Origin of the sequence: Streptomyces albus subsp. albus, from assembly GCF_000725885.1 — a bacterium.
GTDB classification, from domain to species: Bacteria; Actinomycetota; Actinomycetes; order Streptomycetales; family Streptomycetaceae; genus Streptomyces; species Streptomyces albus.
In genome coordinates this window covers 16,140-37,606 of sequence record NZ_JODR01000003.1, presented here as the reverse complement: position 1 = coordinate 37,606, position 21,467 = coordinate 16,140, and the positions used below count along the sequence as shown (strand labels likewise).

Annotated in this window: 13 protein-coding genes; 8 read left to right on the top strand and 5 right to left on the bottom strand. The window is 75.0% G+C overall.

What is annotated here, in order from left to right:
• Positions 1-17 precede the first annotated feature (17 nt).
• A complete protein-coding gene (locus tag IO40_RS0103525; RefSeq protein WP_016467569.1) occupies positions 18-416 on the bottom strand; it encodes a 5-carboxymethyl-2-hydroxymuconate Delta-isomerase in 399 nt (132 codons plus the stop codon).
• A 228-nt stretch (positions 417-644) separates the two neighbouring features.
• Between IO40_RS0103525 and IO40_RS0103520 the strand changes: the two genes are divergently transcribed.
• Positions 645-2,177, top strand: a complete 1,533-nt coding sequence (locus IO40_RS0103520; protein ID WP_051719235.1) for an AAA family ATPase — start codon at positions 645-647, stop codon at positions 2,175-2,177.
• An 85-nt stretch (positions 2,178-2,262) separates the two neighbouring features.
• Positions 2,263-2,760: a hypothetical protein gene (locus IO40_RS0103515; protein ID WP_016467567.1), complete on the top strand. Its 498-nt coding sequence runs from the start codon at positions 2,263-2,265 to the stop codon at positions 2,758-2,760.
• 134 nt (positions 2,761-2,894) lie between these two features.
• Here IO40_RS0103515 and IO40_RS0103510 read toward each other — a convergent pair whose 3' ends face one another.
• Both IO40_RS0103510 and IO40_RS0103505 read right to left on the bottom strand, forming a co-directional pair.
• Positions 2,895-4,907, bottom strand: coding sequence for an N-acetylmuramoyl-L-alanine amidase (locus IO40_RS0103510; protein WP_016467566.1), 2,013 nt, complete (start codon positions 4,905-4,907; stop codon positions 2,895-2,897).
• Positions 4,908-5,121: 214 nt separating this feature from the next.
• On the bottom strand, positions 5,122-6,324 hold the full coding sequence (locus IO40_RS0103505; RefSeq protein ID WP_031174845.1) for an aminoglycoside phosphotransferase family protein: 1,203 nt from the start codon (positions 6,322-6,324) through the stop codon (positions 5,122-5,124).
• A 247-nt stretch (positions 6,325-6,571) separates the two neighbouring features.
• On the opposite strand from IO40_RS0103505, the gene IO40_RS0103500 reads away from it, so the two are divergent.
• The gene (locus IO40_RS0103500) at positions 6,572-8,137 is read left to right on the top strand and encodes a DNA-binding protein NsdB (protein WP_016467564.1); all 1,566 of its coding nucleotides are present in this window, start codon (positions 6,572-6,574) and stop codon (positions 8,135-8,137) included.
• Positions 8,138-8,325: 188 nt separating this feature from the next.
• Here the strand turns inward: IO40_RS0103500 and IO40_RS0103495 are convergent, their stop codons facing one another.
• Positions 8,326-9,879, bottom strand: coding sequence for a PP2C family protein-serine/threonine phosphatase (locus IO40_RS0103495; RefSeq protein WP_031174844.1), 1,554 nt, complete (start codon positions 9,877-9,879; stop codon positions 8,326-8,328).
• Between the two features lie 297 nt (positions 9,880-10,176).
• Here IO40_RS0103495 and IO40_RS0103490 point away from each other — a divergent pair, with 297 nt between their 5' ends.
• Positions 10,177-11,658, top strand: coding sequence for a hypothetical protein (locus IO40_RS0103490; RefSeq protein WP_016467562.1), 1,482 nt, complete (start codon positions 10,177-10,179; stop codon positions 11,656-11,658).
• Positions 11,659-11,731: 73 nt separating this feature from the next.
• On the opposite strand, the gene IO40_RS0103485 is transcribed toward IO40_RS0103490, so the two are convergent.
• Positions 11,732-12,526: a D-glutamate cyclase family protein gene (locus tag IO40_RS0103485; RefSeq protein WP_033228381.1), complete on the bottom strand. Its 795-nt coding sequence runs from the start codon at positions 12,524-12,526 to the stop codon at positions 11,732-11,734.
• A 271-nt stretch (positions 12,527-12,797) separates the two neighbouring features.
• On the opposite strand from IO40_RS0103485, the gene IO40_RS0103480 reads away from it, so the two are divergent.
• From IO40_RS0103480 to IO40_RS0103465, 4 genes are all read left to right on the top strand, one after another.
• Positions 12,798-13,487: a GntR family transcriptional regulator gene (locus IO40_RS0103480; protein ID WP_031174842.1), complete on the top strand. Its 690-nt coding sequence runs from the start codon at positions 12,798-12,800 to the stop codon at positions 13,485-13,487.
• A 182-nt stretch (positions 13,488-13,669) separates the two neighbouring features.
• A complete protein-coding gene (locus IO40_RS0103475; RefSeq protein WP_041969123.1) occupies positions 13,670-15,208 on the top strand; it encodes a hypothetical protein in 1,539 nt (512 codons plus the stop codon).
• Positions 15,209-15,353: 145 nt separating this feature from the next.
• Entirely contained in the window at positions 15,354-16,232 is an 879-nt protein-coding gene (locus tag IO40_RS0103470) for a hypothetical protein (protein WP_016467558.1), read from the top strand.
• Between the two features lie 225 nt (positions 16,233-16,457).
• Complete coding sequence (locus IO40_RS0103465) at positions 16,458-21,407, top strand: coiled-coil domain-containing protein (protein ID WP_031174841.1); 4,950 nt, start codon at positions 16,458-16,460, stop codon at positions 21,405-21,407.
• The last annotated feature ends 60 nt before the right edge of the window (positions 21,408-21,467 follow it).

The following is a 21,467-nucleotide window of genomic DNA, read 5'->3' as shown; positions in this document are numbered from 1 at the left end:
CCGGGTTCCGGCCCGGCTCAGCCGCCGCTGCCGTGCGGTACGGGCACGGCCCGCCGGGCGTTCCGCAGCCGGTAGGAGGCGGCCAGGTCCCGTATCTCGGCCGAGCGGATCACCTCGCCGCCCGGGCTGGCCGCCGCGGGCAGGTGCTTGTCCAGCAGGGCCAGCACCTGCTCCGCCAGCCGCGCTTTGAGCGGCTCGGGGCGGCCGGGCAGCAGCCCCACCTCGACGTGTACGAAGGCCACCGGCCCGGCCTCCCCCTCCCCGGCGTAGGTCTCGGCCGCCGGACGGCAGAACGTCTTGCACACGCCCGCCGAACCGGTCCGGGCCAGCACCATCGGATGCAGCTCGCGCACGAAGGCCCTCCGGTCGAAAGCCGCCTCCAGTTCGCCGGAGTAGTCGATGGTGATGTGCGGCATGACGGACCTTTCCCCAACAGAATGATGCTTTCTTAATGCATCCATATTCGCTCCGTCCGGCCGGTGGCCGTGCGCCCGGGTCCCGCCCCGTGGCCTGCGACGGACACCCGGCAGGTCACGCTCCGGCCGGTTTTCGGCAGGGACCCGCCAACCCCCACCGTCGGCTCCCGCCCCTGGCGTAGGCTCGGCACAACTGCCCCGAGGAGCGAGGACGGCGAGGACACGATCGTGGCGCTGCTGGAGCGGGATGCCGAACTCGCCGCCGTCGAGCGGGGACTGGCCCGGCTGTGCGGGACACCGGGAACCGCCCCGCGCTCCGGCGGCCTGCTCGCCTTCACCGGCGGTCCCGGGCTGGGCAGGACGGCACTGCTCGACGAGACGGCCGCCCGCGCCACCGCACGCGGCTGCACCGTGCTGCGCGCCACAGGCGGCGAACAGGAACAGGAAGCCGGCTTCCACCTCGTCCGCGCCCTGCTCCACCCGCTGCCGCCCGGCTGCCGGGAGCCCGGCCTGCGCGCGGCGCTGGGCCGGCACCACGCCCTGGCGGCGCCCGCCGCCGGACTCGCCGCCCCGGCCCGCACCGTGCCACCCCACCCGCACGCCGTCCGCCGCGCCCTCGACCGGCTCCTCGCCCACCTCGCCGAGCGGCTCGCCGCCCGCGGCACCCCGCTCGTCCTCCTCGTCGACGACGTCCACTGGGCCGACCCCGCCTCGCTGCACTGGCTGACCGGGCTGCTGCCGCAGGTGCCCGGGCTGCCCCTGCTGTGCGCCCTTGCCTACGACCCCGCACAGCTGCGCCCGGAGACGGCGCACCTGCCCGACGCCGTCCTCGCGGGCGGCCAGAGACCGAGAGCCCTCCCGGCGCTGAGCGCAGCAGCCGTGGACACCCTCGTCAAGGAGACCTTCGGCGGCGCGGAGCAGCCCGCGTTCGCCAAGGAGTGCTGGTCCCTCACCGGCGGCACCCCGCTCGCCGTCACCCGGCTGCTGGCCCGCGCCCGGGAGGCGGGTCTCTCACCCCACCGGGATGCCGTGGGCCGGCTGGCCGACCTGGCCCGCGGCGTCGAGCCACCCGGCTTCCTCGAACACCTGCACGGCCTCGGTCCGGCCTGTGTACGGCTCAGCTGGGCCGTCGCCGTCCTCGGCACCGACACCACCCCCGCACGCGCCGCACGAGTGGCCGGACTCGACGCCCAGGCGGCCCGCGAGGCGACCGAGACCCTGTGCCGGGCCGGCATCCTCCACACCGCGGAAGACGACGGCCCGGCAGGCCCCGGCACACCGGAGGCCGGCGGGACACCGCGCTTTCGCCACCCCTCCCTCGCGAGCGAGGTCTACCGGAGCATCCCCGCCGCCACCCGTACGGCACTGCACGGCCAGGCGGCGGCCACCCTCTCCCTCGCCGGCGCCGCTCCCACCGACTGCGCCCGGCACCTGCTGGAGGTCCACCCCGACGCCGACCCCGCCGTCGTCACCGACCTGCGCCGGGCCGCGCGCGCCTATGCCACGGCCGGAGCCCCCGAGGCCGCCCACCGCTGTCTGGGCCGCGCCCTGAACGAACCGCCCGCCCGCCGGGACCGCCCCGCCCTGCTCTACGAGCTCGCCTTCGCGGCGTTCCGCTCCGGCACCCCCGCCGCCGCGGCCCACCATCTGCGGGCCGCCCTCGCCGAACCGGACTGCACCCCGGGCCTGCGGGAGAGGGCCACCCGCCTGCTGGCGCTCGCCCGTACGGCGACCGCGCAGACCGCGGCCACCGCACCCTGAGCCGCCCCGGCCGCCCCTCGTGGCGGTACGGGAGTTGAGGGGGCGCGGGACGGGGCGGGCGACGGCGGCGACGTACTATTGCGCCATGTCGTTCCTCCGCCGTCGCAGCCCCGCCACACCCGCCGGGCCGGATTTCGATGTCCTGGCCATGGATCCGTCCGACTGGCCGGGGAATCTCGGCGCGGGTCTGCTGCCCGCCCCGGACGGCACCTGCCAGGGCGTCTTCCTGCGCTACGACCTGTTCGGCGGACGCGGCCCCGCGATGATCATCGGCAATCTGCCGGAGGGCTCGCCCGCGCGGGAGGTCGAGGAGGGCGAGGTGCCCTTCGAGGTGGCCCAGCTGCTGTCCGCGCTGGAGAACGACGAGCACGTCGAGGTGGTCGGCACCGAGGACGACCCGGTGATGCACGACGACAACCTGCTGATCGTGCGCCGCGTCAAGCTGTCCGAGGACCGTATCTCCTGCGTCCAGTTCGACCGCAGCGACGGCATCCTGGTCACCATCGCCAGCTGGGACCGGCCCATCACCAACGACCTCTACGCCCTCCTCAAGCCACTGCCGGCCCAGATGTTCCAGCAGTAGGCGCGGAAGCGGCACACGCGCGGGCCGAACGCCCCCGCACGCCCCGGTACGCCACGAGGGCGGCGGCACTCCCGTGCGCACCGCCCCCGCGCCATGCCTCAGCCCTCACCCGCGGCAGAGGGCGGTCCGGTGGGTCAGCGGACCACCCGCACGTCGTCCGCCTTCACGAACGCCACCCGGTGGCCGAGCTGGATCTGGTAGTACTTCTGCTCGCCCCGCACCACCTGGAACGACGTGGCGTCCGGGTCGTACTCGACGGCGTACAGGTACTCACCCGCCGTCTTGAGGCCCGCCACGTAACGCTGGTGGGGGGCCAGCTTGTACGGCAGCGTGGACAGCGGCTGCACCGGCACGCCCTGCGGGTACGCGGCGGCCTCCGGGTAGGCGCGGCCGTACGTGGGGATCTCCCCCTTCCCCTCGCGGGGCTCGATCACCACGCCGCGCGAGGGGACGGCGACCGGGCGGGCGGACGGGTTGTGGAACCAGGCCTTCTGCCCCAGGTACCAGATCGCCGTCCAGTCACCCCGGCGGTCCGCCACCGCGTACTGCTGGCCCGCCGTGGCCCGCGCCCCCGTGTCGTTGACCCCCGTGGTGGACGGCGTACCGTCCGGTCGCAGCCCCACGTCCTTGACCAGCGGCGAGGAGGCGTCCGGCGCCTGGTGCAGCCGCACCGCCGAGGAGCCGTGCGCGGGGCAGGGCGTGCCCGCCGCCGTGCACCCGGTGAAGACCGGTTCGTTCCGTTCGTAGGACGGCCGGATCGTCACGATCGACGACCGGGGTCCCGCCTTCGGCGTGAACGGCTTGCCCAGCAGCTTGAAGTAGTGCTCCCAGTCCCAGTACGGACCGGGGTCGGTGTGCATCCCCTTGACGCCGGACGCCGTGCTGCCGGGCACGTTGTCGTGGCCGAGCACGTGCTGCCGGTCCAGCGGAATGTCGTACCGCTTCGCCAGATACTTCACCAGGCGGGCCGAGCTGCGGTACATGGCTTCGGTGAACCAGGCGTCCGGGCTGGTGAGGAACCCCTCGTGCTCCAGCCCGATCGACTTGGAGTTGACGTACCAGTTGCCCGCGTGCCAGGCGGCGTCCTTGTTGCGCACGTGCTGCGCGATGTGCCCGTCCGAGGAGCGGAGCGTGTAGTTCCACGACACATAGGTCGGATTCGTTACCAGATCGAGCGTCCGCTCGTACACCTCCTCGGTGTCGTGGACGACGATGTAGTCGATCTTCTGGGAATCCGGACGACGCGTCCTGTCGTGGTTGCCGTAGTCCTCGGCGCCCGAGGAGTCGGTGAACTTCTCGTACGGCGCCGGATACCACTCGCAGTCCACGGTGCGCGGGCACTCCGCCCGCCCGTCACCGGCCCGCCGCTGCCCGGCCGCCGGGACCCGCAGCCGCGGATCGCCCCGCAGTACGAGCGTCTCACCGGTGTCGATGACCCGCCGCTCGCCCTCGCGCAGCACCGTGAACACCTCGTCGGCGAACGCCGTCGCCTCCGCCTCGCCACGCCCCCCGCCGGGGAAGGCGGCAACCGCCTCGTACCAGTCGGCCGGGTCGGCGCTGAGCGGGTGCCCCAGCCGCCGCTGCGCGTCCGCGAGGAGGGCCGCACCGCCGCGCACATTCGCCGCCGTCGAGGAGCGCAGCTGCTTCCGCGGCAGCCCCGTCAGCTCCGCGGCCCGCTCCAGGGTCCGCAGCCGCGCCGGCAGCGTCCCGGACGCACGCGGGCGCGCGGGCGCCGCCGTCTCGCGGACCGGGCGGGCCGCATCACCCCGCGCGTCCTCGCCGTCGGCGTGCCCCTGTGAGCGGGCGGCGGACAGCGCCGCCCGCGCGTCGGTCAGATGCATCGGGCCGTAACCGCCCGAGACGCTGGCCGCACCCTGGTGCGTGTCCCAGCGGGACTGGAGGTACGAGACGCCCAGCAGCACGCTCTCGGGCACGTCGTACTGCTCGGCGGCTGCCGCGAACTGGCGTTGCAGCCCGCCGCCCGGCTGGTCCGCCGTCGCCTGGGTCCCCGCCGTCAGCAGCGGGACGACGAGTGCGGCCGTCGCCACCGAGACGGCCGAGGTGCGGGCGGCCCGCCCGCGGGGGATCCGGCCGCCGCGTCTGCCGCCGGTGGGAGTGCTGTCGGGGTCACGCACGGATCGTGGCAATGCCGCCTCCTCGGACTGGGCGCCGTGGGGTCACGAGCGCGAGCAGTCCTCAGACGTACCGACTGGCCGACGATCCGTCAATCATCCTGCGGGGAGCCGTCGCCGATCCGCCGGGAAACCCGGCCGGACCGGCGACGTCGCACGTCACCCGGCACCCGGATGCCACCGGTCTGCACCGGTGACGCCACCGCGCGGCACACCGTTCCCCTCCCGCTCAGCGGGTGCCGACGGCGGCCCGGACGGCGCGGCGGGCCGTCTGACAGTCCTCGTGCAGCCGGCGCAGCAGCAGCCGCTGCGCCTCGCCTGTCGGCATGGTGCCCGCCCGCACCGCCGCGGCGGCCTGGGCTGCCACCTGGCCGGAGGGGTCCCGCATGGTTCGCTGCACCGCCGTCTCGTAGGTGCGGATCTCCCGGGTGAGAATCAGCATCAGGTTCACCAGGAAGGAATCCCGCGCCGCCGGTCCCGCCTTCTGGGCGAGCTGGCTGATGTGACGGCGCACCGCCGGCGCGTCGCCCAGGACCGACCACAGCGACGCCAGGTCGTACCCCGGCAGGTACCAGCCGGCGTGCTCCCAGTCCACCAGCGAGGGACCGGTCGGCCCCAGCATGACGTTCGTGAGCAGCGCGTCCCCGTGACAGAACTGCCACGGCACGCTCCGCCGCCCTCCCCGGCCGGCCGGCTGCACCAGACCGTGCAGCAGCTTCTGGAGGTCGCCCAGGTCGCGGTCGGTCAGCAGCCCCTGCGCGTGGTAGCGCTCCAGCCGTGCCGGATAGTCCACGGGTCGCTCGAACAGGCCCGCGGGCGGCTCCCATTGGTTGAGCCGGTGGAACGTGCCCAGCACCACCCGCAGATCCGCGAGGGGTGGCGCGTCCAGCGGATGCCGCTGCGCCGCCGCCATCCTGCCGGGCACCCGTTCGATCACCAGCGTGCAGCTGTCCGGGTCGGCGGCGATCAGCTTGGGCGTGCGCACGGGCGCCCGGTGCCGGACGAACGCGCGGTAGGCCGTTATTTCGTGCTGGAACCGCTCCACCCAGGCGGGGGAGTGGTCCAGCAGACACTTGGCGATCACCGTGTTGCGGCCCGCGGTGCCCGCGAGGAGCACCGACCGTCCACGCCTGCGGAGCAACTGGACGGGCGCGAAATCCGGGCAGACCCGGTGGATGGCGGCGATGGCGGCGCGCAGCTGCGCGCCGTGCGGGCCGGTCAGGTCCAGCCTCCCGCTGACGGGCCGGGGTGGCGCGGCGACGGGCGCGCGCTGCCCCGGCTGGGCCCCGGCCCAGGGGCCGGACGCGCCCGGCGCGCGCGACGGGTCACGCGCCGGGTCGGGGCCCAGAACGGCCGCTCGCCCGCCGTGGGGGAGCGGCGGTGCCGCACGCGGCCGGCGCTGCACGGACACGGGGGACGGTGCTGAATACATGGGCGCGCGAGATCCCTTCGTGTGCCGACGGTTGCCGCGCCTCCCCGGATGTCCGCCGTGGCCGTGTGCACCCTGGGGAATGCGGGCCGGACGGGAGGTCCGAGGTGGCGCGTTCCTACAGGACACCCGAGTGCGGGTGGCACACCATGTGGCGGACCCTGGCGAACCCTGGCGAATGAGCGCGAGGCCGTCGCGGTGCGTCCCCGGGAGGCTACTGTCAACTCAGCCGAGAACCTGGGGGCTTGACGTGACCAAGGGACCCAACGCGCGCCTGGCGGACCTGTTCGCCCTCGCGGGCTGGTCGAAGGGCGAACTCGCCCGGCTGGTCAACAGACAGGCGGCGGCGATGGGGTATCCGCAACTGGCGACGGACACCTCACGCGTACGCCGCTGGATCGACACGGGGGAAACCCCGCGCGATCCGGTGCCCAAGGTGCTGGCCGCCCTGTTCACCGAGCGACTCGGCCGTGTCGTGACCACTGAGGATCTCGGGTTCAGCCGGCCGGGGCAGACGGCCCAGGGCGAGTCCTTCGACGGGCTTCCCCTGCCGTCCGGGCAGGTTGCCGCGGTCCTCACCGAATTCACGGGAATGGACCTCATGCTCAACCGACGCGGCTTGGTGGGCGCGGGCGCCGCGCTCGCCGCAGGATCGGCACTCAGCAGTGCCATGCATGACTGGCTCATGGCGGACCCCGCCGGACCCGCCGCCCAGGGCGCCAGGCCACCGGGCGAACTCGCCCACGCCGGCCCGGCCGGCTACGACCGCTACGAAGCGGCCCCCGTGGGGCTCCAGGAGATCGAGGCGCTGGAGAGGTCCGTCGAGGTCTTCCGCGCCTGGGACGCCGCACGCGGCGGCGGCCTCCAGCGCAAGGCCGTGGTGGGCCAGCTCAACGAGGTCGGCGGCATGCTCGCCTACCACCACCCCGAGCCGCTCCGGAGCCGGCTGTGGGGGGTCGCCGCCAACCTGGCGGTGCTCGCCGGGTGGATGTCGCACGACGTGGGGCTGGAGCCCACGGCCCAGAAGTACTTCGTCATCGCCGCGCACGCCGCGCGCGAGGGCGGCGACCGGCCCCGCGCGGGCGAGGCGCTCTCCCGCGCCGCCCGCCAGATGGTGCACCTGGGGCGCCCGGACGACGCGCTCGACCTGGTGCAGCTGGCCCAGTCCGGCTCGGGGGAACAGGCCCTGCCCCGCACTCGCGCCATGTTCCACACCATCGAGGCGTGGGCGCAGGCGTCGATGGGCCGCGGCCAGGAGATGCGCCGCACCCTGGGCCGGGCCGAGGAACTGTTCGCCTCGGACAGGTCCGACGAGGAGCCGCCCGACTGGATGCAGATGTTCGACGAGGCCGATCTGCACGGCATGGAGGCCCTCGCCTTCCGCACCCTCGCCGAGCACGAACCCGTCGCGGCCCGGATGGCCGAGCGGCACGCCAAGCGGGCCCTGGCGCTCCGGGACGAGCGACGGCAGCGGTCGCAGATCTTCGACTACATCTCGATGGCCTCGGCCTGCTTCATCTCCGACGACCCGGAGCAGGCCGACCGCTATGCGCGGCTGGCCCTGCTGTCGATCAGTGAGAACTCCTCCCACCGCACCTGGGACCGGCTGCGCGAGATGTACCGGCTGACCGGGCAGTACGCCGGGTACGGGAAGATCGAGCAACTCCGCGAGGAGATGCGGGAGCTGATGCCCAGGGCGCCCAGGTCCTCGCGCGGCGCCCGGCACCTCAAGGGCGCCGACGAGCTGCAACGGACACCGGGCGACATCCGGGGCACCAAGGGGGCGCGCGGGGTCAAGGGGGCCAGGCTGGTGTGAGGGGCCACAGAGAGGGGTGAGCCGCCGTGACCCTCCCGGGCCGAGGTGGCTCACCCGAACCGCGTGCGGTTCCAGCTCGCGCGCTGCCGCAGTGCCCGGTCCGGCCGCGCGCGGCCGTTGTGCGGTTGTGCACGGACACACGCCGGCACGTGTCCCGCCGTCCCGGGCCGTCCGTCCGTGCGAGCGCGCTACGCCGCGATCCGCACGACCAGCACGCAGGCGTCGTCCTCCCGGGCCCTGTCGTCGAACTCCTCGGCGACGGCCCGGACGCACTCCTGCGCCGAGGCAGCCGCGGCGAACCTGTCGCCGAGACCCAGCAGCCGGACGGCGCCCGGATGCGGGGCACCCGGGCGGCGCGGGGTGCCCTCCTGCCCGGCCCCGGGGGCGAGCCCGTCGGTGTGGAGGATCAGCAGATCGCCCGGTGCCAGCTGCTCGGTGCGCTGCCCGTACACCGCCCCGGAGGTCACACCCAGCAGGACGCCTTCCGGACGGGAGAGCACCCGGCCCCTGCCGTGCCGGAAGAGCAGCGGCGGGGGGTGCCCGGCCTGGGACCAGGTGAGGGTTCGCGCGTGCGGTTCGTAGCGGCAGCACAGCGCGCTGCCGAGCGACGGCTGGGCCGCCGCGTCGAGCAGGTGGTTCAGATGCCCCAGCAGCGGGCCCGGGCCCACGCCCGCCACCGCCATGCCGCGCACGGCGCCCAGCAGCATCGCCACACCGGAGGCCGCGGTCACCCCGTGCCCGGTCAGATCGCCGACCGTCAGCAGCGTCGCGCCGCCCGGCAGCTCCAGCGCGTCGTACCAGTCGCCGCCGACCAACGTACTGGTGGCCGACGGCAGATAGTGCGCGGCCAGATCGAGGGCGCCCACGACCCGGTCGTCCCCGTGCGGGAACCGCAGCGAACCGCGCCAGGGCGGCAGCACGGTCCGCTGCAGTTCGACGGCGAGCCGGCGTTCGGTCTGGGCGAAATGCCGTTCGCGTTGCAGGGAGTCGCGGGTCTCGCGTACGGCCCGTTCGCTGCGCCGCAGTTCGCTGACGTCCCGCACCATGGCCCACATCGACGCGGTGCTGCCGTCGTCGTCGAGCACCGGCTCGCCCACCAGATGCACCGTGCGGACGGCTCCGTCGGGCCGGACGAGGCGGAACTCGTGGTCGACGGCGCGGCCGTCGACGAGGCAGTCGGTGAACGCGGTGGCCAGGCCCGGCTGGTCCTCGGGCAGTACCCACGAGGGCAGTTCGTCCAGCGAGAGCGGGCCGTCCTCCGCCGTCCTGCCGAAGATCCGGAACAGTTCGGGCGACCAGGACACCTCGTCCGTCAGCAGGTTCCAGTCGGCGCTGCCCACCCGTCCGACCAGTTCGGAGGCCGTAGCGGGGCGGGGCGGGGGCAGGGTGCCGTGCGCGATGCCGGTGCCGTCGTGCGCGGTGTGGTCCGGGGGCAGGTCGGCGGGCGGGCCGGTCAGCGGCGTCTCGGGCGGCAGCCCTTCCCGTAACTGGTCGAGCTGGCTGCCCAGGTCGTCGAGCTGGTGGACGGCCAGCTCGCACAGCGCGCGCTGCCAGCGGGCGCGCAGATCGGCGGTGGCGGGTCCCGGCTCGGGCGGGCCCTGCCCGTCCGGACCGCCCTCCGCACCCCGCCGTACCGCGTCGAGGCCGCCGCGCAGGGTGCGGGCCTGGGTGATCAGAGCGTCCAGCGTGCCGCGGTCCGGTGGCTGCGCGGCAGAGTGGTCCGCATGGAGGTGGGAGGACATAGAGTGCTCCGATACGGGGGAGAGACGGTTACGACTTTCGCACAGCCCGCGACTGCCCGTGAGGGATTCGGCCACACTCGATCCGGTGGTGCTGCCGTCATATGTCACAGATGACGTACCTGATGTCATCGTACGGGGGGTCGGCGGAATCCCCGGTTCCGGGTAGGCTCCCGCCCAATGCCGGCGGTCCTGCACCCGGAAGCTGAAACCCAGGAGTAGAACCGCTGTCACCGGCAAGAATGCCGGGCAACGGAAATTCCGTTGCCAACGAATACCCCGCACCGGATGCTGACTCTTATGTTCGTCGATTCCGTCGATTCAGACATAGCGCCCAGCGGTACGCTGCTCGGCCTCCTCCAGAGGGGCCGCGGCGACGGGACGCTGCACGCCCTCGCGGCGCCGCGCGCCGAAGCCCTCAGCGCGCTGCGGCACTGCGTCCTGCACGACCCCAGGCGCGACTGGCAGATCGAACACCGCTCCCTCTACTACGCACGCCTGCACAGGGAGCTGGACGCCGGGCTCGACGACATCGCCGCGCACCTCTTCGACCCCGCCGACGCCGCCTGCACCCCGCAGGAGGCGGAGGTCCGCACCGGTCTGGCCCTGTCCGTCCTGGGACACCTCGCCTCCTACGCGGCGGCCCAGGGCACCGGCTGGCGCGACAACGCCCCCCTGGACCTGCTGCGCCGCTACGCCACCACCGGCAGCAACTGGCAATGGGCCCTGGACGAGCTGGCCGTCCGCGACGACGACGAGGGGCTGCGGCCCCTGGGCCCCGCGATCCTGGCCCGCTTCCCCCGCACCGCGGAAGGCGACGCCGAACTGGCCGCCGCCGCCCGCGACGCCTTCGAACCCCGCCCCTGGCGCCTGTGGGCGGAGGACCCGGCCCACCCCGGACAGGCCGACCGGCTGCGGCGCGTGCGCGAATGCCGCTCCTTCGACCGCTGGCAGCGCCAACTGCGCACCGACGGGCCGCGGCCCGGCTGGAACGTCCAGGAGATCCTCGACTGGGCGCAGGACGGCCACGAACAGCATCCGCCGCAACACCGTGAGGCACCCGCCGCCCGCTGTCTGTCCGCCGTCGCGGGCCCCGAGGACCGGCCACTGCTGCTGGCCGCCGCCCGTGGCCCCCGCGAGGCCGCCCGCGCCGCCGCGCTGCGGCACCTCGCCGACCGCAACGACCCCGAAGTGCTCGACCTCGTCGAGGAAGCCGCGGGTGACCCGTCCGGCACGCTCGCCCGCTCCGCGCTCTCCTCCTTCACCCGGATGCGGTCCGGGGCGGCGCTGGAACGCGCCAGACACTGGGCCGCCGCCCCCGAGGGCACCCTGCCCGACGGACTCGCCGCCGCTGCCGCCGAGATGCTGGCCTGCCGGGGCGGCCCCCAGGACGCCGACGCCGTGCTGGGCGCGCTGCGCCGGACGATCCGGTTGGAGGGGCCCGACAGCCCCGCGCTGTGGCCGCTGGTCGACGGGGCCGGCCGGCTGTCCATCACCTGTGCCGCGCCCGTTCTGCGGCACATCTACCGTGAGACCGCCTCCTCCCAGCTGCGCGGGCGCACCGCCCGTTCCCTGGCCGCCACCGACCCGTCCTTCCCCGCGGGGTTCGCCATCGAGTGCCTGTGGGACTGCGAGGAGTCCACCCGCCAGGTCGCCGCCGCGTGTGCCGCCACGGGTGACGCCCGCGTCGTGGAGCGCCTCCGCCGACTGGCCGCCGATCCCGCCGAGGAGGCCGACGTCCAGACCACCATCCGGGGCCGGCTCTCCCCGCCCGCCGCCTGACGCGGCCGGCCCTGCGCGCCGGTCGCGGGGGCCGTGTTCGTGCGGTGCCGCGGGGCCGGGCGGTGCGGTTCTCTCAGGCCGCCAGGGCCGTCTCCGTCGACAGATCGGTGATCAGCAGGTGGCCCGGCGCCTCGGTGAGGGCGAAGGGGGGTCGTGCGGACATCAACGCTGCCTGGAGGGACACGGCGCTCGCCCAGAACACCGGTACGTCGCCGGGCTCGGGCCGCACAGGAGTGCCGAAATCGGGCCGGGAGAGGGCCCGGATGCCGAGCGCGGCAGGGTCACCGGCGTGCACCGGCCCGGTCTGCGAGAACCGCGCCGCACCACCGGCGGCCCGGGCGGTCGCGACGAGCGCGGCCGGCACCGGCCGCATGGCCACCACGAGCGGGCCGCTGAGTCGGCCCGCGGGCCGGCAGGAGCGGTTGGTCACGAACAGCGGCAGGCTCCGCCCCTGTTCGAGGTGGCGCAGCGGAACACCGGCCGCGGCCAGCCGGGCGTCCAGCGAGAGGGGCCGGCCGAGCAGGAAGGGCACGAGGTCGTCGCGCCAGTGCCCGGTCACGTGCGAGGGTTCGGCGACGAGTCCGCCGTCCTCCCATACCCGGTAGCGGGGCAGATCGGTGCGCAGGTCGGCGCCGGCCGCCAGGCGGGTCGTCCAGCCGCCGGAGTCGCCGATGTCGAGCACGGGCAGGACGTGCCGGTTCGCGGCGCAGTAGAGCGACAGGTCCTGGGCCCATGTGACGGGGACGGCCGCCAGATGCGCCCGTATGCGGCCGGGTGCCCAGCCTGCCGTGTGGACGGCGAGACCGGCGCGGAAGCGGGCACGGGCCTCGGCGGGACCGGTCCGGCCGGGCGGGGTGCTGGTGGGCATGGAGTCCTCCCGTTTGCAGTGTCGTAGGCGCCGCCCGGCCGCCGGGCCGGGGGACGGAGCGGGACGGAGGCGCTGACGGATCCGGGCGCAGGGCGGACGTCCGTCCCCGCCGGGTCCGTGCGCGCGCCCGGCAACGTCCGTGTCGCGGGCGCGAGTTGGCAGACCCTGTGACACAGGTCTCACATGGCTTCGACCGTCAAAGTAGAGGATTGTTGAACGATTCCGCAATCCTCATGTTGTCCTGTTCTGCGAACTGCGATTGACTTCCGCCATGAGCGAGAACGTGCTGGGCGAACTCAGCGAGGACCGGAGGCTGTTGGGGCGCACCAGCACGGCGGAACGCGTCGCCGGCATCCTGCGGACCCGGATCATCGAGGGCGCCTTCCGCCCCGGAACCCGGCTGATCGAGGAGGAGATCGGCGGTGCGCTGGGCGTCTCCCGCAACACCCTGCGCGAAGCCTTCCGGCTGCTGACCCATGAACGGCTGCTCGTCCACGAGCTCAACCGGGGCATGTTCGTCCGCAAGCTGACCGTCGAGGACCTGGAGGACCTCTACCGGGTGCGCCGCCTGGTCGAATGCGCCGCCCTGCGCCAGCTCGCCGCGCCGCCCTACGAGCTGGGCCCGATCGAAGCCGCCGTCGACGCGGGCCGCAGCGCCGCCGCCGAACACCGCTGGCGCGACCTGGGAACCGCCAATATGCACTTCCACCAGGGCATCGCCGCGCTGGCCGGCAGCCCCCGCACCGACGACATGATGCGCGGGGTGCTGGCCGAGCTTCGCCTGGTCTTCCACGTCATGGAGAACCCGCGCCGCTTCCACGAGCCCTATCTGCCGCGGAACCAGGAGATACTCGACACCCTGCGGGGCGGCGACGTCCCCGCTGCGGAGCGGCTGCTGGCCGTCTACCTCGACGATTCACGGCACCAGCTCGCCGAGGCGTACGCGCGCCAGCTAGGCTGAACGGTCGGCACCGCGGGCGCCCCGCGCGCGGCGGCGGCCGGTGCCCGTACCGCGTGCGGCGGCCGGCGGACGCCGTCCCCGGGGCGGTGCGCGCGGCTTCCGGCCGCGGCCCGGGACCGGTCCGGACCGTGACAACCGTGCCGTTTCGGATCTTGTCGGTGCTACCGCTTAATGTGTCCGTCGTGACTGAGAGCGCCACCACGACGAGCACCCGGGCCGGGACGGGAGCGAAGGGCTCCCCGGCCCCCGGCCCCGCGGCCGACGAGGGCCTGGCCCGCCGCCTGCGCGCGCTCGCCTGCACGGCGCCGCTGCACGACCTGGACGCCCGCAAGGCCAACCTCGCCGGCGAGTACAGCGTCTACGAGATGGCCGAGCTGGCACTCGCCGCCATCGACCAGGTCACACTCCAGATGGACTTCGACACCGGCGCCGACCACGACCAGGTCGTCGCCAAGCTCCTGCCCCGCGTCGCCGCGCAGGCCCCCGGCCGCCCCGCGGCCGAACACGAGCGCGTGGCCCGCTGGGTGCTGGAGAACATGATCAACGTCGGCAGCGTGGACCGCGGCTTCCGCGCCGTCTACGGCACCTTCGGCCCCGACGGCGTCTACGTGCGGCGCGACTACGACTTCAAGCTCATAGAGGAAGTGCCCGGCCCCGGCGGCAGCGTCTATCTGCGCACCACCGACGAAGCCGTCAACGTGCTCGTCGGCGCGCTGGACACCGACGTGACGAGCGCCCAGATCGCCGCCGAGGTCAAGCTGGAGGTCCTGGTCAGCCGCGGACGCCTCGCCGACGCGCAGCTCGCCGCCGAACAGGCCCGCTACCGCACCGTCCAGTACGCCGAGGCGCTGCGCCGCACCCTGGAGGCCACCCGCCGCGACGTCCGCGCCGTGGACTGGCTCAACGCCGTCCCCGACATGATCAACGAAGCCCTCGACCACGTCGCCGACCGCTACCGCCACGAGAACGCGATCCTCACCAACATCCGCAAGGCCCGCGACGAGGCCGCCTCCGAACGCGGCCCCGACCACAAGCGCCGCGCGGCCGAACTGGTGGACATCGTCAAGGACTGCATCCGCCGCCACACCCAGCTCCAGTCCCGCCTGCTGGAGGCCGGGCCCCTCTTCCGCGCCGAACAGGACCGGCAGGCCTTCGCCCCGCCCGCCGCCCGCGCCGGTACGGACCTCTACGGCCAACTGCTGGCGCCGCTGCTGCCGCTGCCGCTGGAGTCGGCCACCCGCGTCACCGACGCCTTCTTCGCCCGGGGCGCCGGGCTGCGCACCCCCGGCGCCGTCCGCCTGGGCGATCTGACGGACCTGCTGCTGACCCCGCCCGCCCCCCGCGAACACCTGGGCGCCGAGCTGCCCGAACCCGATCTGGTGGCCACGCCGGACGACAGCCGCTTCAGCGAGGAGCAGATGGAAGCGGCGACGGAACTTCTCGCCCTGCCCCCCGACGCCCCTCGCCGGCTGTCCGGCCTGCTGGCCGAAGCCCGCCGGCGCGGCGACCCCGATCTGCCCTACCTCGTCGCGCTGCTGGCCGTCCACGCCGCCAGCCCCCCGGTGGGCACCGCCTACCGGCAGGGCGAGGAGAAGCTGTTGTTCGCCGTGGACGACGGCACCGAGCTGGACGATCCCGAGTTCGGCGGTGCCGATCTGATCGTGGGGACGGCACTGCTGGACGCCGCCGGCATGGCGGCGGACCGGACGGAGGCGGCATGAGACCGCCCGCCCCCACGCCGTCGTCCGCGGCGCCAGAGCCGCCGTCGGCCGCCCCCACGCCGTCGCCCGCCGCGGCCCGGCCGCGCCCGTCCGGACCGCAACCCGGCCCGGCCGGACGAACCCGGCCGCAGGAACTGGAGCACGTATGACCGACTTCGCCACCGAGCCCGAACCGGAGGACGGCGCCGGCACCGCACGGCAGCCCGTCACCCCCGCCGACGCGTCCGACGCCGCGCGGCTCGTCTCCTTCGGACTGCAACCCAAGCTGGCCCCCGCCCGGGACGCCGACTACACCGAACTCCTGCGCCGCTACCGCGACGAACCGGCCTTCGCACGGCTGGCCGACGCCGTGGCGACCGGCCTCGGCCTCATCGTCCTGGAAGTCTCCACCCGCACGGGCATGGCGCTCGCCGCCGCCGAGGACTCCGTCTTCGCCGTCCGCATGGGCGACTACGCGCGGCGGGCCTCCGCCGACTCGGCCGACCGCTTCCTGCACGGACTCGCCCATCTCGCCTGCGCCGCCATGGCCTTCCCCCGGCCCGAGGACCTGGCCGACGACGGATACATCGGCCGGATCACCGTCAACGGCGTCGACTCCTTCGTGCGCCAGGCGTGCCGCAAACTGGCGGAGCGCGCCGAGGCCGAGGGCGAGAACACCGACCCGGCGACGGACGCACCGGGCCTGGAGGCGGCCTGGCGGGTGTATACGCGGCGCAGTGCCACCGGCGCCACCAAGGACGCGCGCCGGCTGGCCGGTTCCACCACGGGCATCATCGCCAAGGCCGTCGCCTTCCTCGCCGACTCCGGATTCCTCCAGCGCACCGGCGACGACGCGGGAGGCACCTACCGGACCACGGCCCGCTACCAGCTCCAGGTACGCGACATGGCGGGCAGCGCCGCCATGGCCGAGCTGCTGGAACTCGGCGTCGTCCCGGTCTCCGACGGCACGGCCAGCCTGCTGCCGCCCCGCGACGAGGACGGGCTGGAGCTCGCCCCCGACGCCTCGCTGCCCTTCCACTCCTGAACCTGCCGCCCACGCCGAACCGAGTACGACCCGTCATCCCCAGCCAGTCCTGTGCGCTTCCCGTCGCCGACCCGCCCGGTCCCGCCGTGAACCCGCCGTGACCCGCGCCGTGTTCGCGGCCGAGCCGGCCGTGAGGCCGTCCTCGGCCCCGGACCACGCACCGCCGTCAGCCCACCCCGGGTGACCCCACCCGGTTCCCGACCCACACACGAGAGCCCCGCCGCCATGTACGAGCTGTCCCGGATCCGTCTCTACTCCATCGGGCCCGCCGGTGCGCGCTACGCCGACACCGTGCTGGACCTGCGCGGAGTGGGGGAGCCGGTGCCCAGCCCGGCACCGGCCCAGGCGGACTTCTTCGAGGAGGAACCCCAGGGCCCGCCCCGCCGCCCCGCCCCGGCGGGCGTGCTCTTCCTGGAGAACGGCGGCGGCAAGTCCGTGCTGCTCAAGCTGATCTTCTCCGTGATGCTGCCCGGCCACCGCAACACCCTGGGCGGCGCCAGCTCCGGTGTGCTCCGCAAGTTCCTGCTGGCCGACGACTGCGGCCACGTCGCCCTGGAATGGCAGCACACACGGACCGGCGAGACCATCGTCGTCGGCAAGGTCAGCGAGTGGCGGGGCCGCCAGGTCTCCGGCGACCCGCGCAAGTTCGCCGAGGCGTGGTACAGCTTCCGGCCCGGCCCCGGCATGTCCCTCGACTCGCTGCCCGTCGCGGAGTCCGCCGCCCTGCGGCCCCGCGCGGAAGGCGCCTCCGCCGCCCGGGGCAGGCGCCGCACCATGAAGGGCTTCCGCGACGTCCTGATGGAGACGGGCAAGGCGTACCCGAACCTCGACGTGGTGTGGGAAGAGGTCCACGAACGCTGGAACGAGCACCTGACCTCGCTCGGACTGGACCCGGAACTCTTCCGCTACCAGCGGGAGATGAACGCCGACGAGGGTGAGGCGGCCGGGCTGTTCGCGGTCAAGAACGACTCGGACTTCACCGATCTGCTGCTGCGCGCCGTCACCGACACCCGCGACACCGACGGGCTCGCCGACCTCGTGCACGGTTTCGCGCACAAACTGGGCCGCAGGGCCGAGCTGACCGCCGAGCGCGACTTCACCGCCGGCTCCCTCGACCACCTGCACCGCATCACGGAGGCCGCCGAGGCCCGCGGTCGCGCCCGGGAGATCCACGCCGGAGCCGAACGCCGCACCCGTCTGCTCGCCCAGCGGCTGACCGCCCGCGGCACACAGGAGCGGGGCCGGGCCGCGGAACTGTCCGCACAGCTCGCCCAGGCGCAGGAATCCGTCGTCGCGGCGGAGGAGGCCCGCTCCCGGGCCTCCCGCGTCGCCGCCGAACTCGCCTACCGGCACGCGTCGCTGGCGCTGGCCGCGGCCGAGAAGGCGGCGGCGGCCCAGAAGCGCGAACTGAGCGAGGCCCGTACGCTGCACTCCGCGTGGCAGGCCGCCGAGACGGTGCTGGCACACCGCAGCGCGGCCGACCGCGCGGCCCGGGTCGCGGCGGCCATCCAGGAGGCCGAACGGGACGCCGCTCCCGCGCTCGCCGCCCGCTCCCAGGCGGCCACCGCCCTCGTCCGCGCCCTCAACGCCGCCGCCGAGGACAGCGAACGCATCGCCGTCGAGCAGGAGGAGCGTTCGGCCGCCCTCCAGGAGGAGAGCGAACGCGCCCACCGCGATGCCACGGGCGCCGCCACCGAGGCGCAGCGCGCCCGCAGCGAGACCGACCATCTGCGGCAGCGGCTCACCGAGGTCGAGCAGGAGACGGCCCAGGCGGTCCGGGCCGGCTGGCTGGACGACAGCGACCCGGACGCCGACCCGGCGCGAGCCGCACTGGCGGCCAGCGACGCCGAGAAGAGCGCCGTCGCCGCGTTCGAGTCGGCCCGCGACGCGGCGGCCCGCAGCGCGGAACGCGCCCGCGAACTGGCGCAGCAGCACTCCACGGCGCAGCTCGCCGCCGCCCGCGCGGCCGACGCGGCCGAGGCCGCCGAGGCGGCGTACACGGCCGAACGCGCGACCGCGGAGAGCCTGGGCGCAGAGGAACGTCTGGCCGAACTGCTCGGCCTGCCCGCGAGCGGCCCGGGCCCGGACGCCGCGCGCCGCACGACGGTGCCGGGCCAGCGCGGCGCCGACGACTCGCCCGACGCGCGGGCCGGCACGTCCGGACCGGCCGCCGGCGGCCCGCAGTCCCGCCCCGGCATCCGGGCCGGGGACGGTGCCGGCGACGGAGCCGGGAGCGCGTCCGGTGAGGGAGCCGCGGCTCCGCACGGTCCGCTCACCGCGGAGGAGGTGGACCGCAACGCCGAGGCCCTCCAGGAACTGCTGGACGAGCGGGTGGCCGCCGCCGAGCGGCAGCTGTTCGAGCTGCGCACCGCAGCCGCGGACGACTCCCGGATGCTCGGCGCGCTCGGTGACGGCGGACTGCTGCCGCCCGGCCCGGATGTGACGGCCACCGTCGAGTACCTGGGCGAGCACGGGGTGCCGGCCCTGCCCGGCTGGCGCTACCTGGCGCAGGCGGTGGACCCCGCCGACCACGCCGCGGTGCTCGCCGCCCGGCCCGAACTGGTCGACGGCGTCATCATCACCGACCCCGACAGCCATACGCGGGCCAGGGAAGTCCTCGCGGGCGCCCCGCTGCTGCCGCGCTCCGCCGTCGCGGTCGGCACCGCCGCCGCGCTGCTGGCCCCCGCCCCGGCACCGGGCGGCGGGGCGGAGGCGTCCTCGTCCGATGTCTTCCTCGTCCCGCCCAACCCGGCCATGCACGACGAGCACGCCGCCGACGACGAGCGCAGCCGGCTGCGGGAGCGGGCCGCGGCCCGCGATGAGGAGATCCGCGCCCTGGCGGCCCGGCTCTCCGCCGACCGCGCGCTGGCCGCCCGGCTGTCGTCTTGGCGCACCGGCTGCCCCGAGGGACGGCTGGACGAACTCGCCGAGGCCGCCGCCGCGGCCCGGCAGGCGGCCGAGGCGGCACAGCAGCGGCTCCAGGAGATCGGCGAGGCCCGCGCGGAGGCCGACGAACAGGCCGCCGAGACCGCCCGTGTCCGCGACGACCGCCAGGAGGCGGCCCAGCGTGCCCGGCGCGGCGCCGACGCCCTCGCCGGGCTGGCCTTCCGGCTGCGGGAACGCGCCAAGTGGCAGTCGCGGCTGCGGGAACTGGCCGACGACGTGGCCGCCGCCGAGGAGCGCGCCGAACTGCATCTGGAACGCGCCCGGTCGGCCGACGAGGACCGGCGCGCCGCCCAGCGCGCGGCCGACGACGCGCGCCGTACGGCCCGTACGCTGCGCGCCGAACGTGCCGAGATCGCGGGTGTCCCCGACACGCCCGAGGACGCGGACGGCACCCTCCCCGACGGCGACGCCGCGGACACCGGGGAGACCGCCGGCACGGAACGGCACACGTCCCTGCCGGACCTGCGCGAGGCGTACCGCTCGGCCTCCCAGCTGTACGAGAAGGTCGGCGTCGGCGCCGACCTGCGGGCCGAACAGGCCCGCGCCGAGGGCGACGAGTCCGCGGCCAAGGCGGCACTGGACAGGCTCAGCAACAAGATCCGCACCCGCGCCGCCCAGCTCCTCGAAGGCCCCGACGGCGCCGACGGGCCCTCCCGGCAGGCCGCGGCGGCCCGTGCCGAGGCGCTCGTCCAGCGGCTGGAGGCCCGCGGCTCCGACGCCAGCGAACAGCTCGGCCGGCTGCGCGGCGAGGCCGAACGCCTCGCACCCCCCGAGGGCGAGGCCCACACCGAGCTGCCCCCGCAGATGGTGCCCGCCGACGCGGCCGAGGCGCAGCGCCTGCTGCGTACCGCCAACGCCGAACTGGCCGCCCGCGGCGACGAACTGGAGGCGGCCCGCTCGGCGCACGAGTCGCTGCGCCGCGCACACGCCGCGGCCGAGGACGCCGCCGGCGGCTTCGACGAGATCGCGGTCACCCTCCGCGATCTGCTGCGCGACCCGCCCGCCCCGGCCGGCGGCCGGCAGGACGGCACCGAGGAGACCGTCGAGCCGTACGCCGGCAGCCTCGCCGAGGCACGGCAGGCGGCGGCCGAGGCCCGGCGCTCCCTGCGGGGCTGCGCGGCCGATCTGACGGCTGCGGAATCAGCCGTACGGGAAGCCTGCGACGTCCTGGTGCGGCATGCGAACTCCAGCCGGTACGAGCAGGTGCGCACCCCGGCGCGGCAGCAGGTGCGGGAGCTGCCCGCCTCGGCGCTGCCCGACCACGCCGCCGCCTGGGCCGCCGCGTTCGCCCCCAGGCTGCGGGTGCTGACCGACGAGCTGGAACAGCTGGAGCGCAACCGGGACAGCATCGTGGACCGGCTGCGGGGGCTGGTCGAGTCGTCGCTGACCACGCTGCGGTCGGCGCAGCGGCTCTCCCGGCTGCCGGAGGGCCTGGGGGAGTGGTCGGGCCAGGAGTTCCTCCGCATCCGTTTCGAGGACCCCGACCAGGCCACGCTCACCGAACGGCTCGGCGAGGTCATCGACGAGGCCACCCGCGCCGCCGTGCGCAAGAACTCCGACCTGCGGCGCGACGGTATGACGTTGCTGCTGCGCGGTGTGCACGCGGCACTCCAGCCGCGCGGCGTCAGCGTGGAGATCCTCAAGCCGGACGCGGTGCTGCGTGCCGAGCGGGTGCCCGTCGGACAGATGGGGGACGTCTTCTCCGGCGGCCAGCTGCTGACCGCCGCCATCGCCCTGTACTGCACGATGGCCGCGCTGCGCAGCAACGACCGGGGCCGCGACAAGCACCGGCACGCGGGCACCCTGTTCCTGGACAACCCCATCGGGCGGGCCAACGCGACCTATCTGCTGGAGCTCCAGCGCGCGGTGGCCGACGCCCTGGGCGTCCAGCTCCTCTACACCACGGGGCTGTTCGACACGACGGCGCTGGCGGAGTTCCCGCTGGTGATCCGGCTGCGCAATGACGCGGATCTGCGCGCGGGCCTCAAGTACATCAGCGTCGAGGAGCATCTGCGGCCGGGGCTGCCCCAGCCGGAGGCAGAGGCGGGCGGTGCTCCCGTGCACGGCGAGATCACCGCGACACGGATGTTCCGCCGCCCCGGCCAGGAGCCGTCCGACGCGTTGCCCCGGCCGTCCGATGAGGCGCCGACGGGCGGCGCGCGGACGGACGTTCCCGCTCCTCAGCCAGCGGAGGACGCGCCGGACGCGGCACGCTCGCCGCGGTCCTGACGCCGGCGCCCCGGCTGTCCGGGGCGCCCGGTCTCCCCTCGGCCGGGACCGGTGGCCGGT

What these genes read in the sequence shown, in the direction of transcription:
- IO40_RS0103525 (WP_016467569.1), bottom strand. Translation starts at nt 416, where the DNA reads ATGCCGCACATCACCATCGACTACTCCGGCGAACTGGAGGCGGCTTTC.
- IO40_RS0103515 (WP_016467567.1), top strand. Translation starts at nt 2,263, where the DNA reads ATGTCGTTCCTCCGCCGTCGCAGCCCCGCCACACCCGCCGGGCCGGAT.
- IO40_RS0103505 (WP_031174845.1), bottom strand. Translation starts at nt 6,324, where the DNA reads ATGTATTCAGCACCGTCCCCCGTGTCCGTGCAGCGCCGGCCGCGTGCG.
- IO40_RS0103495 (WP_031174844.1), bottom strand. Translation starts at nt 9,879, where the DNA reads ATGTCCTCCCACCTCCATGCGGACCACTCTGCCGCGCAGCCACCGGAC.
- IO40_RS0103490 (WP_016467562.1), top strand. Translation starts at nt 10,177, where the DNA reads ATGTTCGTCGATTCCGTCGATTCAGACATAGCGCCCAGCGGTACGCTG.
- IO40_RS0103485 (WP_033228381.1), bottom strand. Translation starts at nt 12,526, where the DNA reads ATGCCCACCAGCACCCCGCCCGGCCGGACCGGTCCCGCCGAGGCCCGT.
- IO40_RS0103480 (WP_031174842.1), top strand. Translation starts at nt 12,798, where the DNA reads ATGAGCGAGAACGTGCTGGGCGAACTCAGCGAGGACCGGAGGCTGTTG.
- IO40_RS0103470 (WP_016467558.1), top strand. Translation starts at nt 15,354, where the DNA reads ATGACCGACTTCGCCACCGAGCCCGAACCGGAGGACGGCGCCGGCACC.
- IO40_RS0103465 (WP_031174841.1), top strand. Translation starts at nt 16,458, where the DNA reads ATGTACGAGCTGTCCCGGATCCGTCTCTACTCCATCGGGCCCGCCGGT.